Below are 19,117 nucleotides of genomic sequence, written 5' to 3'. Positions count from 1 at the left end.
TCGGCCGTGGCGATGAGCCCGTGCCCCACAGGAGAAGTAGGCTGCAGGACCATGTGCGGGATCGTCGGCTACGCCGGGCCTCAGTCGGCAACGGATGTCGTCGTCAACGGGCTGCGACGCCTGGAGTATCGCGGATACGACTCCGCGGGCGTCGCGGTCGTGGTGGACGGCAACCTCGGATTCGCGAAGCGATCGGGCAAGCTCGCCAACCTGGAGAAGGCGCTCGACGAGAGCGCCCTGCCGGTCGGCAACGTCGGGATCGGTCACACCCGATGGGCGACCCACGGGCCGCCGACCGACGCCAACGCCCACCCCCACCTCGGGGCGGAGGGCCGCGTGGCGCTGGTCCACAACGGGATCATCGAGAACTTCGCCCAGCTCCGCCTGGAGCTCGAGGACGACGGTCACGACCTGGTCAGCGACACCGACACCGAGGTCGCCGCGCACCTCCTGGAGCGCGAGGTGGCCGGAGGTGCCGCGCTCCCCGCCGCGATGCAGGCGGTCTGCCGCCGCCTCGAGGGCGCCTTCACGCTGGTCGCCGTGGACCGGGAGCACCCCGGCACCGTGGTCGCCGCGCGCCGCAACTCGCCGCTGGTCGTCGGCATCGGCGACGGGGAGAACTTCCTCGGCTCCGACGTCGCCGCCTTCATCGAGCACACCCGCGAGGCGCTCGAGCTCGGCCAGGACCAGGTCGTCGTCCTCACCCCCGAGGAGGTGACCGTCACCGACTTCCAGGGGACGCCCGTCGAGGCCCGCCGCTTCCACGTCGACTGGGACCTCTCGGCGGCGGAGAAGGACGGCCACGACTGGTTCATGCGCAAGGAGATCTTCGAGCAGCCACGGGCCGTGGCCGACTCCCTCATCGGGCGTCGCGGGGTCGACGGGCGCCTCCAGTTGGACGAGATGCGGCTGGACGACAGCGAGATCCGCGACATCGACAAGATGATCATCATCGCCTGCGGCACCTCCTTCTACGCCGGTCTCGTGGCGAAGTACGCCATCGAGCACTGGACCCGCACCCCGGTGGAGGTCGAGCTCGCCTCGGAGTTCCGCTACCGCGACCCGATCGTGGACGCCGGCACCCTCGTGGTGGCGATCAGCCAGTCGGGGGAGACCGCGGACACGCTGCAGGCGATCCGCCACGCCCGCGACCAGCGCGCCAAGGTGCTGGCGATCTGCAACACCAACGGGTCCTCGATCCCGCGCGAGTCCGACGCGGTGATCTACACCCACGCAGGCCCCGAGATCGGTGTCGCCTCCACCAAGGGCTTCCTCACGCAGCTGATCGCCTGCTACCTGCTCGCGCTCTACGTGGCCCAGGCCAAGGGCACCCGGTTCGGCGACGAGATCGACCAGATCATGGCCGAGCTCGAGCAGATGCCCGACCACATCGCCACCGTGCTCGAGCGGGCCGACGCCGTCTACGACCTGGCCAGCGCGCACGTCGACACCCGCTCGGTGCTGTTCCTCGGGCGTCACGCCGGCTACCCGGTCGCGCTGGAAGGTGCGTTGAAGCTCAAGGAGCTGGCCTACCTCCACGCCGAGGGCTTCGCCGCGGGCGAGCTCAAGCACGGCCCGATCGCGCTGATCGAGGAAGGCCTGCCCGTGCTGTGCGTCGTGCCGCCACGGGGCCGCGACCAGCTCCACGACAAGATGATCAGCGGCATCCAGGAGGTGCGAGCACGCGGCGCCCGCACCATCTGCCTGGTCGAGTCCGACGACGAGACCATCCGCCCCTACGCCGACGAGCTGGTGCTGCTGCCCAAGGTGCCGGTGCTGCTGCAGCCGCTGGTCGCGGTCGTGCCGCTGCAGCTGTTCGCCTGCGAGCTGGCCACGGTGCTCGGCCACGACGTCGACCAGCCGCGCAACCTGGCGAAGTCCGTCACCGTCGAGTGAAGGCCGAGTGATGGCCGTCGTCGGGATCGGCATCGACGTCGCGGACCTGGACCGGTTCCGGGAGTCCACCGAGCGGACGCCGAGCCTGGCGGCGCGGCTCCTGACCCCGGCCGAGTGCTCCCTGTCGCTGGAGTCCCAGGCGGCCCGGTTCGCCGCCAAGGAGGCGCTCGCCAAGGCGCTGGGGGCACCCGGCGGGCTCGCCTGGCACGACGCCGAGGTCCACTGCACCGAGGCGGGGCAGCCCTACTTCGAGGTGCGGGGCACCGTCGCCGCACGTGCCCACGAGCTGGGCGTGCAGCGCCTGCACCTCTCGCTCTCCCACGACGGTGGGGTGGCGACCGCGATGGTGGTCGCCGAGGACTAGACGGACCAGGCACAGGCCGGGAGGACCCATGCTGCACGCCCACGACGTCGCGGCGGTGCGCGCCGCGGAGGACGACCTGCTCGCACGCCTGCCCGAGGGCGCCCTGATGGACCGTGCCGCCACGGGTCTCGCCCACGCGGTGGTGGACTTCCTCGGCGGCGCCTACGGCCGTCGGGTGCTGCTGCTGGTGGGCTCGGGTGACAACGGCGGCGACGCGCTGTACGCCGGCGCCCGACTCGCGCGCCGCGGCGCCCTGGTCGAGGCGTGGCTGTTCTCCGAGCGCGCCCACGCCGGGGGGCTGTCAGCCCTGCGTGCTGCCGGCGGCCGGGTCCGGGACCGGGCGCCCGCCACGCTCCGCGACGACTGGCACGTGGTCATCGACGGGATCGTCGGCATCGGCGGCCGCGGTGGCCTGCGCGAGGATGCCGCGAGCGCCGTCGAGGCCGTGGCCGGGATCCCGGTGGTGGCCGTGGACACGCCCAGCGGCGTCGACGTCGACACCGGTGAGGTCAGTGGTCCCCACGTCGTCGCCGACCTCACCGTCACCTTCGGCACCCACAAGCCCTGTCACCTCGCGGACCCGGCGGCGTGGGCGTGCGGTGCCGTGCAGCTGGTCGACCTCGGCCTGGACCTGCCTGCGCCGGACGTCGAGGCCCTGCAACCGTCCGACGTCGCCGCGCTCGTCCCGCGCCCGGCCCCGGACGCCCACAAGTACACCCGCGGCGTCGTCGGCGTCCGCGCCGGCTCCGACCTCTACCCGGGCGCCGCCCTGCTCAGTGTCGCGGGCGCGGCCACCGGGCTGGCCGGCATGGTGCGCTACGTCGGACCGGAGGTCGTCGCCGACCGCGTCCGTGGCGCACACCCCGAAGTCGTCGGCAACGGCCGGGTCCAGGCCTGGGTCGTCGGATCCGGCAGTGCCGGGACGGCCGGCACCGCACTGGAGGAGGCCTGCGAGGACGGGGTGCCGCTCGTCGTGGACGCCGACGCCCTCGAGCACGCCCACCGGGTGCGCGGGACGGCCGCCGTCCTCACGCCGCACGCCGGGGAGCTCGCCCGACTGCTGGAGGAGTCCCGCGAGGCGATCGAGGCGCGACCGCTGCACCACGCGCGCCGGGCCGCGCGCGAGCTGGACGCCGTGGTGCTGCTCAAGGGGCGGCGTACGGTCACGGCGGCGCCGGACGGCGCCACCCGCGTCACCCTCGCCGGGACGCCCTGGTTGGGCACGGCCGGCGCCGGTGACGTGCTCGGCGGCCTCATCGGTGCCCTGCTCGCCGGCGGTCTCGCGCCCTACGACGCGGCGTCGGTCGGGTCGTGGCTGCACGGCGCCGCAGCGACGGCGGCGTCGGGCGGTGGCCCGCTGGTGGCCAGCGACGTCGCGCGCGCCGTGCCTGCGGTGCTGCGCGCCCTGCCGTGACAGGATCGCCGGGTGGACCAGCGAGCTGAGCGCGCCGAGATCGTCGTCGACGCGGCGGCGATCCGCGCCAACGCGCGCCTGCTGCGCGCGACTGCGGGCGTGCCGCTGATCGCGGTGGTGAAGGCCGACGGCTACGGCCACGGCATGGTGCCCGCGGCCCGGGCCGCCCGCGAGGGCGGAGCGGACTGGATCGCCACCGCCACCCAGGACGAGGCCCTCGCGCTGCGGGCGGCCGGTGACACCGGGCCGCTGTTGTGCTGGCTCGCGGTGCCGGGGGAGGACTACGCCGACGCCGTCGCCGCCGGGATCGACGTGACGGCGTACTCGGTCGAGCAACTGGACGCGATCGCCGCCGGCGTGACCGACACGCCCGCACGGGTGCAGCTCAAGGTCGACACCGGCCTGTGGCGCGGTGGCGCCGTGCCCGCGGACTGGCCGCGGCTGTTCGAGCGGGCCCGTGAGGGCGAGCGCGCGGGCCTGTGGCGCATCACCGGGATCTGGTCCCACTTCGCCTGCAGCGACGAGCCGGACCATCCCGCCAACGACCAGCAGCAGGCGGTCTTCGACGACGCGCTGTCCGCCGCCGCGGCCGCCGGGCTCGACCCGGAGGTGCGCCACCTCGCCAACTCCGCCGCGACCCTGCTGCGCCCCGGTGCGCGCTACGACGCCGTGCGCTGCGGCATCGCGCTCTACGGCCAGGACCCCGCGCCGGGCCACACCGCCGACATCGGGCTGCGCCCGGCCATGACCGTGCGGACCCACCTCGCGATGGTCAAGCACCTGCAACCGGGGGCGTCGGTGTCCTACGGGCACACCTGGACCGCCGACCGGCCGACGACGGTCGGCCTCGTGCCGCTGGGCTACGGCGACGGCGTGCCCCGGCACGCCTCCAACCTCGCCACGGTGGGCGTCGCCGGCAAGCGGCGTCCCATCCGGGGCCGGGTGTGCATGGACCAGTTCGTGGTCGACCTCGACGGCGACGACGTCGCCCCCGGCACCGAGGTCGTCCTCTTCGGCGAGCCCGACGCCGGTACGCCGACCGCCCAGGACTGGGCGGCGGCCATCGACACGATCAACTACGAGATCGTCACCCGCATCGGCGGCACCCGCGTGCCGCGGCGCTGGATCGACACCGACGGTGCGCACGACACGCACCACACCGAGAGCGAGGAGAGCTGATGGGCCGGCGCGGCAGGATCCTGGGATCGATCGCGGCGGGCCTGGGCGTCGCGGCCGCCGGCACCACGGTCGGCGTGCTGCGCCAGCGACGCTCCATCGGCCGCCGGGCGGGGGAGGACGTCACCTTCGGAGCGCTGCGCGCCGAGCCGCGCACGGTCGTCGCCGATGACGGCGTACCGCTCCACGTGGAGGTCGACGAGGTGGACGCCGCGTTCAACGGGGTCCGGTCCGCCTGGCGCGGCAACGGCACCACGCCGCCGGTGACCGTGGTGTTCGTCCACGGCTTCTGCCTCAACCTGGACTGCTGGCACTTCCAGCGCGCCGCCTACCGGGACCTGGTGCGCACCGTCTACTACGACCAGCGGTCCCACGGCCGGTCGGGACGCTCCGATCGCGCCCACGCCACCATCGACCAGCTCGGCGCGGACCTGCGGGCCGTCATCGACGCCACCGCGCCCGAGGGGCCGGTGGTCCTGGTCGGCCACTCCATGGGCGGCATGTCGATCGTGGCCTTCGCCGAGCAGTACCCGGAGCTGATCGGCGACCGGATCGTCGGAGTCGGCCTCATCAGCACCACCGCGGGCGGTCTCGACCCGGCGCGACTGCTCGTGCCGCTGGTGCCTGCCCACCTGACGGCAACGCCGGCACGACGCGCGATGTCGGCGCTGCGGCGCGGGCACCGGGCGATCGACCTCGCCCGCCGCGTCGGCGCGAGCTTGGCGACCGTCGCGGTGGACCGGTTCGCCTTCGGCGCCGGGGTGCCCGAGCGCTACGTCGAGTTCGTCGACGACATGCTGGCGGCGACGCCCTTCGAGGTCGTGGCGGAGTTCTTCGGCCACTTCCAGACGTTGGACAAGTTCGACGTCGTCGACGTGCTCTCCCGGGTCCCGACCACCATCGTGTGCGGCACCGCGGACCGGGTCACCTCCATCGGGCACTCCCGCAAGCTGCAGTCACGCATCGAGGGCTCCCGGCTGACCGAGTGCGAGGGCGCCGGCCACCTGGTGATCCTCGAGCAGCACGACCGGGTCAACGCCGAGCTGGACCAGCTCATCACGGCCGCCACCACCGCCACGTCGCCGCGATGAGCGCCGACCTGCACATCCGGCCGGTCGGGCCGGAGGACGCCGACACCGTCCTGGCGGTCATCCGCGCCGCCTTCGAGGACCGCCCGACGCTGACCCCGCCCACCGACGCCCTGGGGGAGACGGCCGCCACGGTCGGCCGCCGCCTCGAGCGCGGCGGGGGCCTGGTGGCCCACCGCGGGGAAGACGCCGTCGGCACGGTGCTCCTCGACCCCGAGGGCGAGACCTGCTACCTGCGCCGGTTCGGCGTCGTGCCGGACGCGCAGGACCGCGGCGTCGCCCGGGTGCTCGCCGCCGCGGCGCTGGACGCGGCCGCCGCCCTCGACGGCGTCGACCGGGTCGCCGTGCTCGCCCGGGAGGAGCTGCCCGCGACGCTGCGGTTCTGGCGCCGGCAGGGCTTCGGCGAGACCTACCGCGACGCGCCGTACGTCGAGATGGTGCGCGCGCTGCCGCGTCGCGTCACCGTGCCCACGGCCGAGGACATGCGCGACCTCGCGCACCGCACCGCTGCGGTGCTGCGCGCCGGCGACGTGCTGGTGCTCAGCGGCGACCTCGGCGCCGGCAAGACGACCTTCACCCAGGGTCTCGGTGCCGCGCTCGGGGTGCGGGGCGACGTCACCTCCCCCACGTTCGTGATCGCCCGGGTGCACCCCTCGCTCACCGACGGGCCGGCGCTGGTGCACGTGGACGCCTACCGGCTCCACGACGGCGTGGAGCTCGACGACCTCGACCTCGACGCGGAGCTGGACGACGCCGTCACCGTGGTCGAGTGGGGCGAGGGCCTGGCCGAGGTGCTCAGCGACTCACCGCTGGAGATCCGGATCCACCGCAGCGCCGCGGCGCCCGACGGCGACGACCCGCGCACCGTCGAGATCGACCCGTGCGGCGCGCGCTGGCTCGGTGCGGACCTCCCCGGCGCACCGTGATGCCCTAACCTCGACGGCGTGCTGCTCGCCTTCGACACCTCCTCGCCCACGGTGACGGCTGCGCTGCACGACGGCACCGACGTGGTGGCCGAGGAGGTCTCGCAGCAGCCGATGAAGCACGGCGAGCAGCTCATGCCGACCATCCAGCGGGTGCTGGACGCCGTCGGCGTGGTGCCGCGCGACCTCACCGCCCTCGCCGTCGGTGTCGGGCCCGGTCCCTTCACCGGCCTGCGGGTCGGCCTGGTGACGGCGCGGACGCTGGCCCACACCCTCGACGTCCCGGTGTACGGCGTCTGCTCGCTCGACGTGCTCGCCGTGCAGGCGATCGACACCGGTGCGGTGCCGGAGGAGTTCGTCGTGGCGACCGACGCCCGGCGGCGGGAGGTGTACGTCGCCACCTACGCCGACGGCGTACGCACCGGCGGGCCGGAGGTCCGCAAGCCCGTCGACGTGGCCACGCAGGCGCCGGTCGTGGGGGAGGGCGCCACGCTCTATCCCGACCAGTTCCCCGACGGCCGCGAGCCGCTGCGGCCCAGCGCCGGGTGGCTGGCGCGCACCGTCGCCGAGGAGCGCGCGCCGCTCACCGACCCCGAGCCGCTCTACCTCCGCCGGCCCGACACGGCCGCGCCGCGGCCGCCCAAGCAGGTGTCGTGAACCTCGCGGTCCGTGCGGCCAGCGGCGGCGACGTCGAACCGGTCGCCGCCCTGGAGGAGCACGCGTTCCCGGTCAGTGCGTGGTCCCGGGCGATGGTCACCGACGGAGTGGCCGGCGGGTGGCCGACGACCCGGTTCCGTGTCGCCGAGCACGAGGACGGCGTCGTGGGCTACATCGCCGTCAGCGTGGTCGACGACGTCGCCGAGCTGCAGCGGATCGTGGTGCAGCCCGGTGACCGTCGGCTCGGCATCGGCAGCGCCCTGCTCGAGGACGCGATCGGGCTGGCCGTGCCCGACGGGGCCCGGCGGATGCTGTTGGAGGTCCGTGAGGACAACGACCAGGGTCGGGGGTTCTACGACGCGCAGGGGTTCGTCGAGATCGCGCGACGGCCGCGCTACTACCGCGACGGGGTCACCGCCCTCGTCCTGGAGCGAGGACTGGAGAATGACGGCGATGACTGACGGACCGCTCGTGCTCGGCATCGAGACCTCGTGCGACGAGACCGGTGTCGGGATCGTGCGCGGCAACACGCTGCTCGCCGACGCCGTGGCGAGCAGCGTCGAGGAGCACGCCCGGTTCGGCGGGGTGGTGCCAGAGGTGGCGAGTCGCGCCCATCTCGAGGCGATGGTGCCGACGATCGAGCGCGCCTGCGACAGCGCCGGCGTGCGCCTCCACGAGGTCGACGCGGTCGCCGTCACCAGCGGCCCGGGACTGGCGGGTGCGCTGCTGGTCGGGGTCGCCGCGGCGAAGGCCCTCGCGTTCGGCCTGGGCAAGCCGCTCTACGGCGTCAACCACCTGGCGGCGCACGTGGCGGTCGACCAGCTCGAGCACGGTCCGTTGCCCGAGCCCTGCCTGGCGCTGCTGGTCTCCGGCGGCCACTCCAGCCTGCTGCGGGTCGCCGACGTGAGCGGCGACGTGGACCCGATGGGCGCCACCATCGACGACGCGGCGGGCGAGGCGTTCGACAAGGTGGCCCGGGTGCTCGGTCTGCCGTTCCCCGGTGGGCCTCACATCGACAAGGCGGCCCGCGAGGGCGACACCGTCGCGATCGACTTCCCGCGCGGACTCACGAGCCGGCGCGACCTGGAGCGGCACCGCTTCGACTTCTCCTTCTCCGGCCTCAAGACCGCGGTCGCGCGCTGGGTCGAGGCGAAGGAACGCAGCGGCGAGTCGGTGCCGGTCGCCGACGTGGCCGCGTCCTTCCAGGAGGCCGTGTGCGACGTGCTGGTCCGCAAGGCGCTCGATGCCGCCTCCAGCGAGGGCATCGACGACCTGCTGATCGGCGGCGGCGTCGCCGCCAACTCCCGGCTGCGCGCGATGGCGGAGTCGCGTGCGGAGGGCCTCGGCATCCGGGTGCGCGTGCCGCGTCCGGGACTGTGCACCGACAACGGCGCGATGGTCGCCGCCCTGGGCTCGGAGATGGTCACCCGCGGGCGTACGCCGTCCGCCTTCGACCTGCCGGCCGACTCCAGCCTGCCGGTCACCGACGTCCTCGCCTGATCGACCGCCACCGCGCATGCCGCTGGCCCCGCTCGTGGGCGGGGTGTGGCGGCGGGGTCATCGTCGGTGGGTCTGCCGGTGGTCGAGCCTGTCGAGGGTGCGGGTGCCGTGGTGGTCGACGAGGTACTGGTGGCCGTGGGGGCTGGTCCAGAGGTACTGGCCGGGGTCGAGGACGGTGTAGCCCCACGTGGAGTGGGTCTTCGCTCGATGGTGACTTCGACAGATTGGGACCAGGTTGCAGGGGCATGTCGAGCCACCCGCGGCGTGGGGTGTGGCGTGGTCGAGGTCGCAACGCGTGGCGCGGCGTTGGCAGTGGGGGAAGGCACAGTGGGGGTCGCGGAGCTGCACGTGGCGGCGGTGGCGGTCGGGGATCTCGTAGGCCTCAACGGGCTCGTGGCCGGTCAGGTCGATGACGGGGCGGACGATGACGGTGGTGCCCGGGGTGCCGCACCAGTCGCGGACCTGTTCGGTGGTGATCGGGGTCCGGGTGTTGCCCAACCGTCCGACTCCGTCGGTGGTCGAGCCCGCCCCGGTGAGGGCGGTGTCGGTGAGGTGGACGTGCAGGTCGACGGTGCGGCGGCTCGTCGTGGTGGTGGTCCGGTTCTTGGTGGTCGAGCCGCGCTCGTGAGGGACGAGCGATCGCGTGTCGAGACCCAGGGACTGATCGCCCCGAGCGAGGTCGCCGGCGGCCATGGAGCGGCGTACGCCGCGTGAGGCATCACAGCCCAGGTCGGCGAGCTCTCGGGCGCGGTCGCTGATCGCGGCGTCCAGGTCGAGGGCGTCGGCGGTGTCGAGGATCCCGTCGACGGCGACGGTGCCGGAGATGTCGGCGTCGCGGGTGTGGACGTCGAACCGGCGCCCGTCGGCGGCCTCCCTGCGTCGCTGCTCGGCGGCGGTGGGGTCGAACCGGGCCAGTGCTTCCTCGACGAGCCGGTCGACCTGGGCGAAGGTGCAGGTGGCCGCGAACGTGGCCAGGTGCCGGTCCACGTGGGCGGCGGCGTCGGATGGGAGGAGTCGGGTTCCTTCGGCGATCCTGAGCGCTCGCCACACCGGCACCCGTCCCGCGAGCACGGCCTGCCAGATCGAGGGCAGCCGGTAGGCGGTCTCGAGGACCTTCCCCACATGGTCCCGCCCACCCACGGTCGAGCGGCCGAGGACGGCGCACAGCTCCATCAGCGCGAACTCGCTGACGAGCGGGGCGCCCTCACCGGCGATCGGGACGCCGGTGTCGACGTACCCATCACTGATCGTGGCCGCGTCCGCCGACTCCTGGACGGTGTTGAGTCCGGCCCAGGCCACGATGTGACGTGCCGAGGCGATCTCGGCGTCGCGCTTGGCCTGCTCCTGCTCACGCAGCGCAACCAACAACTCCGCGGTGGAGTCGGAAGGCGTCGGCTGCGTGGACATGGGTTCAGTAGATCACCGGCCACCGACATCTCGACCCCACACCAAAGGGGCCTGTGGACGAGTCCCGAGCAGCGAGTTGCGCCGACGGGTCAGCGGCGCACCACGGTGAACGGATTGTCCATGTCCTCGCCGGGAACCGGGCCCGCCACTTGCGTGACGCTGCCGTCGGGGGCCAGGGTCAGCAGGCGCCAGACGCGGTCGTCGTAGTCGTAGGCATCGATCAGCAGGCGCGACTCATCGACCCAGGCAGTCCGCATCACCGTGGTGTCGTCGTACCTGGCGAGCTCTGTTCCGGTGGCGGCGTCGAGGATTGCCGCCCTCCCGGGGCCGATGCCATCGAGATAGCTGGGTAGGCCGAGGACGTACTCGCCTCCCGGTGCGATGCCGGCAAAGGTGTGCTCGCACCCACGAACACGGCGGTCATCCCCGGTGATGTCGAAGATCGAGCCGCACGAGGAGTCGTCGGAGACCTCCTCGGTCAGGGTCAGGAGACCAGCACGGGCGTCGTTGTAGGTCGGCCGACCGCCCAGCGGCGGCTCGACGGTCCCCGGCCCGGCCGTGTACGCCGCGTGCTTGGTGTAGATGGTGCACTCGGTGGGACCTGCACTGCAGTCGCCGGTCACGGCGATCACAGGGCTCCCCACCGCCCGGCCGCGCTCCACGCCCACGGTCCTCCGGCCATCCTCCCAGCGGACCATGATCTCGCCGTCGCCGTCGGTCCACGCCAGGGTCGTGCCCTCCTCGTTGACCGCGATGCTCCCGGTCTGGACGGCAAAGGACTCCACGACCGTGCCGTCCTCGGTGATGACGTCCGCGATCGAGTTGTCACCGTCCCACCGCAGCGCGACCAATCGGTTGTCCCAGATCACGGCCTCGTTGTAGCCCTCGTCGGGCACGTCCACGGTGCTGCCGTCGGCGCGGTGCCAGGTGCCCTCGGCGAGGTAGGTCGGTTCCGCGGGCTCGACGACCGCGGTCTCACCGGGCGTCGTCGGGTCCTCGGCCGGGCCGGGGCCGCTGCGGTCCTCGGTGCCGGGCAGGCCGGCCAGCAGTGCGACCGGTACGACGATCGCGGCAGCGGCCAGCACCCCGCCGGCGGCGGTGGCGCGGCGGCGACGCCTGATGGAGCGGGCGGTGTCCCGGACGTCGCGCAGGTCCAGTGGTGCCTCGTGGAGGTCGCGCACCCGGGCATCGAAGTCGCGGCTCATGGCCGACTCCCAGGGATCGTGGTCGCTCATCGGTCGTCCTCCTCGTGACCGGGGTGGAGGTGGGCGGGCACGCGCTCGCGCAGTGTCGCCATCGCCCGGCTGCACTGGGACTTCACGGTGCCCACCGAGATGCCGAGGACGTCGGCGACCTCGGGTTCGCTCAGCTGTTCGTAGTAGCGCAGCACCACCACGGCGCGCGCCCGCTCCGGCAGTGACTGCACCACCTGCCACAGCTCGTCGTGGGTGCCGTCGAAGGCGTCGTCGTGGTGCGGCGCGGTCTCGGGCACCTGTTCGGTGGTGACCTCGCGTCGTTTCCAGGCACGGCGCCACAGCGAGTTCAGCTCGTTGACCATGATCCGGCGTACGTAGGCGTCGGTCGCACCCTTGTCGCGGACCCTGCCCCAGGCCAGGTAGAGCTTGGCCAGCGAGGTCTGCAGCAGGTCCTCGGCCTCGGCGCGCTCGCCGGTGAGGAGGTACGCCGTCCGCAGCAGCGCCGGCTGGCGTGCGGCCAGGTAGTCGGCGAACTCCGCGTCGCGCTCGGCGGCGCGCTGCCGCCGGCTCATCGGCGTCCTCCCGGTGCGTGGTCCATGCTCTCCAGACGCACTCCGGGCGCCAACGGTTGCAACGGTCCCGCCACGAGTTCGGCGCGGCCGCCCGAGGTGCGCCAGCGAGGCGCCCACCGGGGCCGACGAACCCTTGCCATGTCCCCTAGGTTGGCACCATGCAACAGGTCAACGCAGTTGTCGCCCGCGCGAAGGGCGCTCCGGTCGAAGTGGTCCAGATCAACGTCCCCGACCCGGGGCCGGGGGAGGCCGTGGTGAAGGTGCAGTCCTGCGGGGTGTGCCACACCGACCTCCACTACCGCGAGGGCGGGATCAACGACGAGTTCCCCTTCCTCCTCGGGCACGAGGCGGCCGGTGTCGTGGAGGCGGTCGGCGACGACGTGACCGACGTGGCGCCCGGCGACTTCGTGGTGCTCAACTGGCGCGCGGTGTGCGGTGAGTGCCGCGCCTGCAAGCGCGGTGACCTGAAGTACTGCTTCGCCACCCACAACGCCACCCAGAAGATGACGCTGGTCGAGGACGGTGCCGAGCTCTCGCCCGCGCTGGGCATCGGGGCGTTCGCCGAGAAGACGCTCGTGGCTGCCGGTCAGTGCACCAAGGTCGACCCCTCGGCCCGTCCCGCGGCCGTGGGGCTGCTGGGTTGTGGCGTCATGGCCGGCATCGGGTCCGCGATCAACACCGGGGCGCTGACGCGGGGCAAGTCCGCGGCCGTCATCGGCTGCGGCGGCGTGGGCGTCGCCGCGATCGCCGGCGCCGCGCTCGCCGGTGCCAGCCCGATCATCGCCGTCGACATCGACCCTCAGAAGCTGGAGACGGCGAAGCAGATGGGCGCCACGCACACCATCGACTCCTCGGCGACCGACCCGGTCCCCGAGATCGCCCGCATCTGTGCGGAGACCTACGAGGGCGCCGAGGGCGCCGACGTGGTCATCGAGGCCGTCGGCCGTCCGGAGACGTGGCAGCAGGCGTTCTACGCGCGCGACCTGGCCGGCGTACTCGTGCTTGTCGGGGTGCCGACCCCGGACATGAAGGTGCCGGACCTGCCGCTGATCGACGTCTTCGGCCGTGGTGGCGCCCTGAAGTCGAGCTGGTACGGCGACTGCCTGCCCAGCCGTGACTTCCCGATGCTGGTCGACCTCTACCAGCAGGGCCGCCTGGACCTGGACTCGTTCGTGACCGAGGAGATCGGCATCGGCGACGTCGAGGCGGCGTTCGACAAGATGCACGAGGGTTCGGTGCTGCGTTCGGTGGTGGTCCTGTGAGCGAAGCGAGAGACCGCGGCGCCGCTGAGCGCGAGCACACGCGGAAACGCAGCGATCGAACTGCGAGCGAACGGAAGGAGATCTGATGGCGGCCCGCATCGACCACGCCGAGATCAGCGGCACCTTCAGCCTGGACGGGGAGACCCACCAGGTCGACAACAACGCCTGGGTGGTCGGCGACGACGTCGAGTGCGTCGTCATCGACACCCCGCACTCGGTGGAGGACATCCTCGAACTGGTGGGGGATCGCACGATCAAGGCGATCCTGCTGACTCACGCGCACGACGACCACTGCCGGGTGGCGCCGGAGCTGCGCGAGCGGGTGAGCTCGCCGATCCTGCTCCACCCCGACGAGCGTCCGCTGTGGGAGCTCACCCACCCCGACCAGCTGTGGGACGTCGACCTCGCCGACGGTCAGCGCATCGCGGTCGCCGGGATCACGCTGATCGCGTTGCACACCCCCGGGCACGCACCCGGTGGCGTGTGCTTCCACGCTCCCGAGCTGGGCTGCGTCTTCACCGGTGACACGCTCTTCCAGGGCGGCCCGGGCGCGACGGGGCGCTCCTACTCCGACCTGCCCACCCTCGAGGCCTCGATCCGGGCGCAGCTCTTCGACCTGCCCGAGGACACCGTGGTGCACACCGGCCACGGGCCCGACACCACGATCGGTGCCGAGATCGAGGCCCTCGGCCGCTGACCGGCCTCAGAACGGCTCGACAAGCAGGCAGGTGCCGCGGCCGGCGACCCGGGTGAGGACCAGGGTCGCCGCCGCGTCACCGGTCAGGTCGAGCCGCTTGCGCAGCTGCTCGGGTACGACGTCCACGCCCCGCTTCTTGATCTCCACCCGGCCGATGCCGCGCTCGCGCAGGGCGGCCTTGAGCTGCTTCTCGCGGTAGGGCAGCTCCTCGACCACGCGGTAGCCGCGGGCGAACGGCGTACGGAAGGCGCTGTCGGAGGTGACCCAGGCGATGTGGGGGTCGACCAGCCCGCCGTCGACGCCGGCCGCGACCGCGGTCACCAGGCCGGCGCGGATCACGGCGCCGTCGGGCTCGTAGAGGTGCGCACCGACCTCGCGGACCTCCGCGCCAGGGTCGTCCTCCTCGGTCAGCGTCGCCAGGCCGCCGTCGCGCACCACGGTGGCGCGACGTGCGCAGGTCGCGGTGCGGCCGGCCCACAGGGCGGCCTCCTTCACCTCGCCGCCGTCGCTGACCCATTCGGCCTCGACGCCGTCGGGCACCAGGTCGTGGGGGATGCCCGGTGCCACCTTCACGCAGGCGTCGCGGGCCAGCAGGGTCTCGACCCACGTCCACGGCGGCGTCCAGTCCTCGGGGCGGAAGCTCCGTCCGGCCCCGGTGCGTCGTGCCGGGTCGGCGAACGCGATGTCGAAGGCGGTGTGGTCGATCGCGGTGGCGTCGGCGACCTGGACGGCGCCGGGGAGCTCCAGCGCGGCGAGGTTGGCCTCGGCGACCGCGACCCGCACCGGGTCCTGGTCGACCCCGGCGACGACGACGCCGGCGCGTGCCGCGGCGAGCAGGTCGCCGCCGATGCCGCAGCCGAGGTCGACGAGGGTGCGCGTGCCGAAGGCCTGGAGCCGGGCGGCGCGGTGCGTGGCGACGGTGTGGCGCGTGGCCTGCTCGAGTCCGTCGGGGGTGAAGTACATCCGCTGGGCGTCCGGGCCGAACTTCGCCACCGCCCGCTCCCGCAGGTCGAGCTGGGTGAGCGCTGCCGCCACCACGGCCGGGTCGGCTTCGCGGCGCAGCCGGGACTGCACCGACAGCTCGTCCCCGTCCGCGCGGAGGTCGGCGGCACGGGCCAGCAGTGCCTGCCCGTCGTCGGTGAGCAGGGCTCGGAAGCTGTCGAGATCCACGCGCCGATCGTGTCAGACGCCGGAACCGGACCGGCTCTGGCACTCGTTGGGGGTGAGTGCTAGTTTCTGCATTGGCACTCTCCAGTGGAGTGTGCCAGTGCTTGCGACGAGTGCGGCACCCGCGACGGCGTACTCCAGCAGGCCCAGACCTCGGAGGGCTCGCCCTCCACCCGTTGCTGGAACACACAGCGAGAACATCCCAAGAAAGGGGAGGTTGATCCCGTGTCGATCAACATCAAGCCGCTCGAGGACCGGATCGTCGTCAAGACCCTCGAGGCGGAGGAGACCACCGCCTCCGGTCTGGTCATTCCCGACACCGCCAAGGAGAAGCCGCAGGAGGGCGAGGTCCTCGCCGTCGGCCCCGGCCGTGTCGACGACAACGGCAACCGCGTGCCCGTCGACGTCGCCGAGGGCGACAAGGTCATCTACAGCAAGTTCGGTGGCACCGAGGTCAAGTACGCCGGCGAGGAGTACCTCATCCTCTCCGCCCGCGACGTCCTCGCCGTCATCTCCTGACGTACCCGGCATCCCGGCTGGCGGCATTGCGCCGTGCCAGCCGGGCGCCGGGCACGTCAGAACTCGATCCCTTCACAAGGAGCAGTGAATGCCCAAGATTCTGGAGTTCGACGAGGGTGCCCGCCGCGCGCTGGAGCGCGGTGTCGACGCCCTTGCCAACGCCGTCAAGGTGACGCTCGGCCCCAAGGGCCGCTACGTCGTCCTCGACAAGCAGTGGGGCGCCCCGACCATCACCAACGACGGTGTCACCGTGGCTCGCGACGTCGAGCTCGACGACCCGTTCGAGGACCTCGGCGCGCAGCTCACCAAGGAAGTCGCCACCAAGACCAACGACGTCGCTGGTGACGGCACCACGACCGCGACCGTGCTCGCCCAGGCGATGGTCCACCAGGGCCTGCGTGCCGTGGCGGCCGGCGCCAACCCGATGGCCCTCAAGCGGGGCATGGACGCCGCCGCCGAGAAGGTCAGCGACTCCCTGCTCGAGGCCGCGAACCCGGTCCACACCAAGGAGGAGATGGCGTCGGTCGGCACCATCTCCAGCCGTGACGAGCGCATCGGCGCCCTGCTCGCCGAGGCCTTCGACAAGGTCGGCAAGGACGGTGTCATCACCGTCGAGGAGTCCAGCACCATGGGCACCGAGCTCGACTTCACCGAGGGCATGCAGTTCGACAAGGGCTACCTGTCGGCGTACTTCGTGACCGACACCGAGCGGATGGAGGCCGTCCTCGACGACCCCTACATCCTGCTGCACCAGGGCAAGATCTCCTCGATCCAGGAGTTCGTGCCGCTGCTGGAGAAGGTCATGCAGGCCGGCAAGCCGCTCTTCATCCTCGCCGAGGACGTCGAGGGCGAGGCCCTGTCCACGCTCGTGGTCAACAAGATCAAGGGCACCTTCAATGCCGTGGCGGTCAAGAGCCCCGCGTTCGGTGACCGCCGCAAGGCGATGATGCAGGACATCGCCACGCTGACCGGTGGTCAGGTCATCGCGCCGGAGGTCGGCCTCTCGCTGGAGAGCGCCGGGCTCGAGGTGCTCGGCCAGGCCCGCCGCGTCGTGGTCACCAAGGACAACACCACGATCGTGGACGGCAACGGCGACGCGACCGAGGTCGAGGGCCGGGTCAACCAGATCAAGGCCGAGATCGAGAACTCCGACTCCGACTGGGATCGCGAGAAGCTCCAGGAGCGCCTCGCCAAGCTCGCCGGCGGTGTCTGCGTGATCCAGGTCGGTGCCGCCACCGAGGTGGAGCTGAAGGAGAAGAAGCACCGCATCGAGGACGCCGTCTCGGCGACCCGCGCGGCCATCGAGGAGGGCATCGTGCCCGGCGGTGGCTCCGCGCTGATCCACGCCGCCGCGGTGCTCGAGGACGACCTCGGCTACACCGGTGACGAGGCCATCGGCGTGCGGGTGGTCCGCAAGGCGGTCGACGAGCCGCTGCGCTGGATCGCCGAGAACGGTGGCGAGAACGGCTACGTCATCACGACCAAGGTCCGCGAGCTCGGCGTCGGCAACGGCTACAACGCCGCCACCGGCGAGTACGGCGACCTGGTCGCCCAGGGCGTGCTGGACCCGGTCAAGGTGACGCGTTCGGCTCTGGTCAACGCCACCTCGATCGCGGCGATGCTGCTGACGACCGAGACGCTGGTCGTCGACAAGCCCGAAGAGGAGCAGGCCCCGGCCGGCGCCGGCCACGGGCACGGGCACGGCCACTGAGCCGTCCCACTCCGTCACGAACGGCCCCGCTCCGACCGGAGCGGGGCCGTTCGTCGTTGCGGGGTCAGTCCGTGCAGGGCAGCGGCGGGCGCTCGACGTCGCGGCGCAGGAAGACCTCCTTGTCCTCCCCGCACGTGGCGTGCAGCTCGTAGCGGTCACCGACCGCCTCCGCGATCCGGCGGCCGCCGTCCTCGCTCCACGTCCCGACGTACCACCACTGCACGAACCAGACCGGGGCGTCGGGCCCGGCCAGCACCTCGCCGAGCTCGCGGTACTCCGGGTCCAGCGTGCGCATCGGGAGGCTCCACAGGTGGCGGTAGGGCGTGGTCGTCCCCGCGGCGTACGCCACCTCGGCGTGGCCGCCGAAGACCACCATGGTGTCGCCCGGGTCGGCGGCGGCGCCGATCGTGCGGCCGAGCCGCTCGCCGTCCGCGGGCACGGCGCCCCAGTCCGCCGACACCGTCCAGCCGACGAAGCCCACGACGGTCGAGCCGACCGCGACCGCCACGATGGCCCGGGTCTTCGTCCCGGTGCGACCGCCGTGCCGCAGGCTGAGCAGTGCCAGCGCCATGCCGACGGTCGGCACGAGGGGGAACAGGTAGTCGCGCCAGTAGCTGCCCCCGCCGACGAGTCCACCGAGCTGGACCACGACCATGGCGGCGGTCGCCGCCGTCACTCCCGGGTCGGCGCGCCAGGCCCGCGGCAGCTGCACCGCGAGGCCGACCAGCACGGCCGCGATGCCCGAGCCCACCGCGACCACCAGCAGCATCCGCAGTCGTTGGTACGTCGCGCCGTGGTCACCGTCCTCCAGCACCCGCGAGGCCTCGGCCCGGAAGCCGTAGACGGTGTGCCACAGGGTGCCGAGGTCGACACCTGCCGCGACTGTCCATGCCACGAGCGCGACCACGGGTGCCGCGGCGCCGACGGCCAGGCCCGCCAGCGCGGCCGTCCCGTCACGGCGTGGCAGCCCGCCGCGGAAGGAACGGACGACCACCAGGACGCCGGCGAAGACCAGGCCGCCGACCAGGTTCTGCTTCATGCCGACCGCGAGCATGCCGGCGCAGCCCGCGGCCACGCTCCACGCCACCGGGTGGGTCGTGTGGGTGGCGGTGGCGCGCAACGACGCCCACAGGCAGCCCGCCAGCAGCGGGAGGGCGAGGAGCTCGCCGTTGACCGAGACGGGGTCGATGAACGGTGTCGTCACCAGTGCGGCCACGACCACCGCGCTCCAGCGGGCAGCTGACGGGCCGGCCACCGAGCGAGCGGCAGCGGCGACCAGGACCACGGTGAGGGCGGCACCGAGCGCGCCGAGCAGGCGCACGGCCCACACCGGCCCGACGAGGTCGGCGACCCGGAACACGGCGATCAGCAGCGGCGTACGGTCCACGAAGTGGGGGCCGTAGACGCTGTCCGGCGCCGGGTCCCAGGTGCGGGCGACGATGGTGAACCCGGCCTCGTCGGAGGTGACCGGACCGGCCAGTCCGGGCAGCCGCAGCGCCAGTGCCGCCACGGCGGCGACGGGCACCACCCAGCGCCGGAGGTCGCCTCGCTGCATGGCGCCACCCTCT

18 protein-coding genes are annotated in these 19,117 nt (G+C 72.9%); 13 read left to right on the top strand and 5 right to left on the bottom strand.

The window, feature by feature from the left end:
* Nucleotides 1-51: 51 nt before the first annotated feature.
* Genes glmS through tsaD form a run of 9 tightly spaced genes read left to right on the top strand, consistent with a single transcriptional unit; the run spans nucleotide 52 to nucleotide 9,018 of the window.
* Entirely contained in the window at nucleotides 52-1,896 is a 1,845-nt protein-coding gene (gene glmS / locus KUV85_RS09575; RefSeq protein ID WP_219959663.1) for a glutamine--fructose-6-phosphate transaminase (isomerizing), read from the top strand.
* A 10-nt stretch (nucleotides 1,897-1,906) separates the two neighbouring features.
* Nucleotides 1,907-2,260, top strand: a complete 354-nt coding sequence (locus tag KUV85_RS09570) for a holo-ACP synthase (protein WP_219959662.1) — start codon at nucleotides 1,907-1,909, stop codon at nucleotides 2,258-2,260.
* A gap of 28 nt (nucleotides 2,261-2,288) precedes the next feature.
* Nucleotides 2,289-3,674 carry an NAD(P)H-hydrate dehydratase gene (locus tag KUV85_RS09565; RefSeq protein ID WP_219959661.1) on the top strand — a complete coding sequence of 462 codons (1,386 nt, stop codon included), beginning with the start codon at nucleotides 2,289-2,291 and terminating at the stop codon, nucleotides 3,672-3,674.
* Between the two features lie 12 nt (nucleotides 3,675-3,686).
* Complete coding sequence (alr, locus tag KUV85_RS09560; protein ID WP_219959660.1) at nucleotides 3,687-4,853, top strand: alanine racemase; 1,167 nt, start codon at nucleotides 3,687-3,689, stop codon at nucleotides 4,851-4,853.
* Nucleotides 4,853-5,941 (top strand): alpha/beta fold hydrolase, encoded by a 1,089-nt coding sequence (locus KUV85_RS09555; protein WP_219959659.1) that lies wholly within the window; start codon nucleotides 4,853-4,855, stop codon nucleotides 5,939-5,941. The genes alr and KUV85_RS09555 overlap by 1 nt, the downstream gene beginning before the upstream one ends.
* Nucleotides 5,938-6,864, top strand: coding sequence for a tRNA (adenosine(37)-N6)-threonylcarbamoyltransferase complex ATPase subunit type 1 TsaE (gene tsaE, locus KUV85_RS09550; protein WP_219959658.1), 927 nt, complete (start codon nucleotides 5,938-5,940; stop codon nucleotides 6,862-6,864). Before KUV85_RS09555 ends, tsaE begins: the two co-directional genes overlap by 4 nt.
* Before the next feature lie 18 nt (nucleotides 6,865-6,882).
* Nucleotides 6,883-7,518: a tRNA (adenosine(37)-N6)-threonylcarbamoyltransferase complex dimerization subunit type 1 TsaB gene (gene tsaB, locus KUV85_RS09545; RefSeq protein ID WP_219959657.1), complete on the top strand. Its 636-nt coding sequence runs from the start codon at nucleotides 6,883-6,885 to the stop codon at nucleotides 7,516-7,518.
* Nucleotides 7,515-7,979, top strand: coding sequence for a ribosomal protein S18-alanine N-acetyltransferase (rimI, locus tag KUV85_RS09540; RefSeq protein ID WP_219959656.1), 465 nt, complete (start codon nucleotides 7,515-7,517; stop codon nucleotides 7,977-7,979). Before tsaB ends, rimI begins: the two co-directional genes overlap by 4 nt.
* Nucleotides 7,972-9,018, top strand: coding sequence for a tRNA (adenosine(37)-N6)-threonylcarbamoyltransferase complex transferase subunit TsaD (tsaD, locus tag KUV85_RS09535; RefSeq protein WP_219959655.1), 1,047 nt, complete (start codon nucleotides 7,972-7,974; stop codon nucleotides 9,016-9,018). Before rimI ends, tsaD begins: the two co-directional genes overlap by 8 nt.
* A 57-nt stretch (nucleotides 9,019-9,075) precedes the next feature.
* On the opposite strand, the gene KUV85_RS09530 is transcribed toward tsaD, so the two are convergent.
* The 3 genes from KUV85_RS09530 to KUV85_RS09520 all read right to left on the bottom strand — a co-directional run bounded on the left by KUV85_RS09530 (nucleotide 9,076) and on the right by KUV85_RS09520 (nucleotide 12,193).
* Nucleotides 9,076-10,425 (bottom strand): HNH endonuclease signature motif containing protein, encoded by a 1,350-nt coding sequence (locus tag KUV85_RS09530; protein ID WP_219959654.1) that lies wholly within the window; start codon nucleotides 10,423-10,425, stop codon nucleotides 9,076-9,078.
* A gap of 89 nt (nucleotides 10,426-10,514) precedes the next feature.
* Nucleotides 10,515-11,660: a hypothetical protein gene (locus KUV85_RS09525; RefSeq protein ID WP_219959653.1), complete on the bottom strand. Its 1,146-nt coding sequence runs from the start codon at nucleotides 11,658-11,660 to the stop codon at nucleotides 10,515-10,517.
* Complete coding sequence (locus tag KUV85_RS09520) at nucleotides 11,657-12,193, bottom strand: SigE family RNA polymerase sigma factor (protein WP_219959652.1); 537 nt, start codon at nucleotides 12,191-12,193, stop codon at nucleotides 11,657-11,659. Before KUV85_RS09520 ends, KUV85_RS09525 begins: the two co-directional genes overlap by 4 nt.
* Before the next feature lie 158 nt (nucleotides 12,194-12,351).
* Here KUV85_RS09520 and KUV85_RS09515 point away from each other — a divergent pair, with 158 nt between their 5' ends.
* Together KUV85_RS09515 and KUV85_RS09510 are read left to right on the top strand one after the other, a co-directional pair.
* Nucleotides 12,352-13,455, top strand: a complete 1,104-nt coding sequence (locus tag KUV85_RS09515; RefSeq protein WP_219959651.1) for an S-(hydroxymethyl)mycothiol dehydrogenase — start codon at nucleotides 12,352-12,354, stop codon at nucleotides 13,453-13,455.
* A gap of 85 nt (nucleotides 13,456-13,540) precedes the next feature.
* Entirely contained in the window at nucleotides 13,541-14,152 is a 612-nt protein-coding gene (locus KUV85_RS09510) for an MBL fold metallo-hydrolase (RefSeq protein WP_219959650.1), read from the top strand.
* Nucleotides 14,153-14,158: 6 nt separating this feature from the next.
* Here KUV85_RS09510 and KUV85_RS09505 read toward each other — a convergent pair whose 3' ends face one another.
* Complete coding sequence (locus KUV85_RS09505; RefSeq protein ID WP_219959649.1) at nucleotides 14,159-15,322, bottom strand: THUMP-like domain-containing protein; 1,164 nt, start codon at nucleotides 15,320-15,322, stop codon at nucleotides 14,159-14,161.
* Nucleotides 15,323-15,544: 222 nt separating this feature from the next.
* Between KUV85_RS09505 and groES the strand changes: the two genes are divergently transcribed.
* Both groES and groL read left to right on the top strand, forming a co-directional pair.
* Entirely contained in the window at nucleotides 15,545-15,838 is a 294-nt protein-coding gene (gene groES, locus KUV85_RS09500; protein ID WP_219959648.1) for a co-chaperone GroES, read from the top strand.
* A gap of 88 nt (nucleotides 15,839-15,926) precedes the next feature.
* Nucleotides 15,927-17,549, top strand: coding sequence for a chaperonin GroEL (groL, locus tag KUV85_RS09495; protein WP_219959647.1), 1,623 nt, complete (start codon nucleotides 15,927-15,929; stop codon nucleotides 17,547-17,549).
* A gap of 64 nt (nucleotides 17,550-17,613) precedes the next feature.
* Here the strand turns inward: groL and KUV85_RS09490 are convergent, their stop codons facing one another.
* Nucleotides 17,614-19,104: an ArnT family glycosyltransferase gene (locus tag KUV85_RS09490; RefSeq protein WP_219959646.1), complete on the bottom strand. Its 1,491-nt coding sequence runs from the start codon at nucleotides 19,102-19,104 to the stop codon at nucleotides 17,614-17,616.
* Nucleotides 19,105-19,117: the final 13 nt, after the last annotated feature.

Source organism: Nocardioides panacisoli (assembly GCF_019448235.1).
Lineage (GTDB): Bacteria > Actinomycetota > Actinomycetes > Propionibacteriales > Nocardioidaceae > Nocardioides > Nocardioides panacisoli_A.
The sequence above is the reverse complement of the archived record's forward strand: the minus strand, read 5'-3'. Positions and strand labels throughout refer to the sequence as shown.

Bases quoted from the DNA above. Each gene is read 5' to 3' on its own strand.
- glmS (WP_219959663.1), top strand. From the start codon at position 52: ATGTGCGGGATCGTCGGCTACGCCGGGCCTCAGTCGGCAACGGATGTC.
- KUV85_RS09570 (WP_219959662.1), top strand. From the start codon at position 1,907: ATGGCCGTCGTCGGGATCGGCATCGACGTCGCGGACCTGGACCGGTTC.
- KUV85_RS09565 (WP_219959661.1), top strand. From the start codon at position 2,289: ATGCTGCACGCCCACGACGTCGCGGCGGTGCGCGCCGCGGAGGACGAC.
- KUV85_RS09555 (WP_219959659.1), top strand. From the start codon at position 4,853: ATGGGCCGGCGCGGCAGGATCCTGGGATCGATCGCGGCGGGCCTGGGC.
- tsaE (WP_219959658.1), top strand. From the start codon at position 5,938: ATGAGCGCCGACCTGCACATCCGGCCGGTCGGGCCGGAGGACGCCGAC.
- tsaD (WP_219959655.1), top strand. From the start codon at position 7,972: ATGACTGACGGACCGCTCGTGCTCGGCATCGAGACCTCGTGCGACGAG.
- KUV85_RS09530 (WP_219959654.1), bottom strand. From the start codon at position 10,425: ATGTCCACGCAGCCGACGCCTTCCGACTCCACCGCGGAGTTGTTGGTT.
- KUV85_RS09525 (WP_219959653.1), bottom strand. From the start codon at position 11,660: ATGAGCGACCACGATCCCTGGGAGTCGGCCATGAGCCGCGACTTCGAT.
- KUV85_RS09520 (WP_219959652.1), bottom strand. From the start codon at position 12,193: ATGAGCCGGCGGCAGCGCGCCGCCGAGCGCGACGCGGAGTTCGCCGAC.
- KUV85_RS09515 (WP_219959651.1), top strand. From the start codon at position 12,352: ATGCAACAGGTCAACGCAGTTGTCGCCCGCGCGAAGGGCGCTCCGGTC.
- KUV85_RS09510 (WP_219959650.1), top strand. From the start codon at position 13,541: ATGGCGGCCCGCATCGACCACGCCGAGATCAGCGGCACCTTCAGCCTG.
- groL (WP_219959647.1), top strand. From the start codon at position 15,927: ATGCCCAAGATTCTGGAGTTCGACGAGGGTGCCCGCCGCGCGCTGGAG.
- KUV85_RS09490 (WP_219959646.1), bottom strand. From the start codon at position 19,104: ATGCAGCGAGGCGACCTCCGGCGCTGGGTGGTGCCCGTCGCCGCCGTG.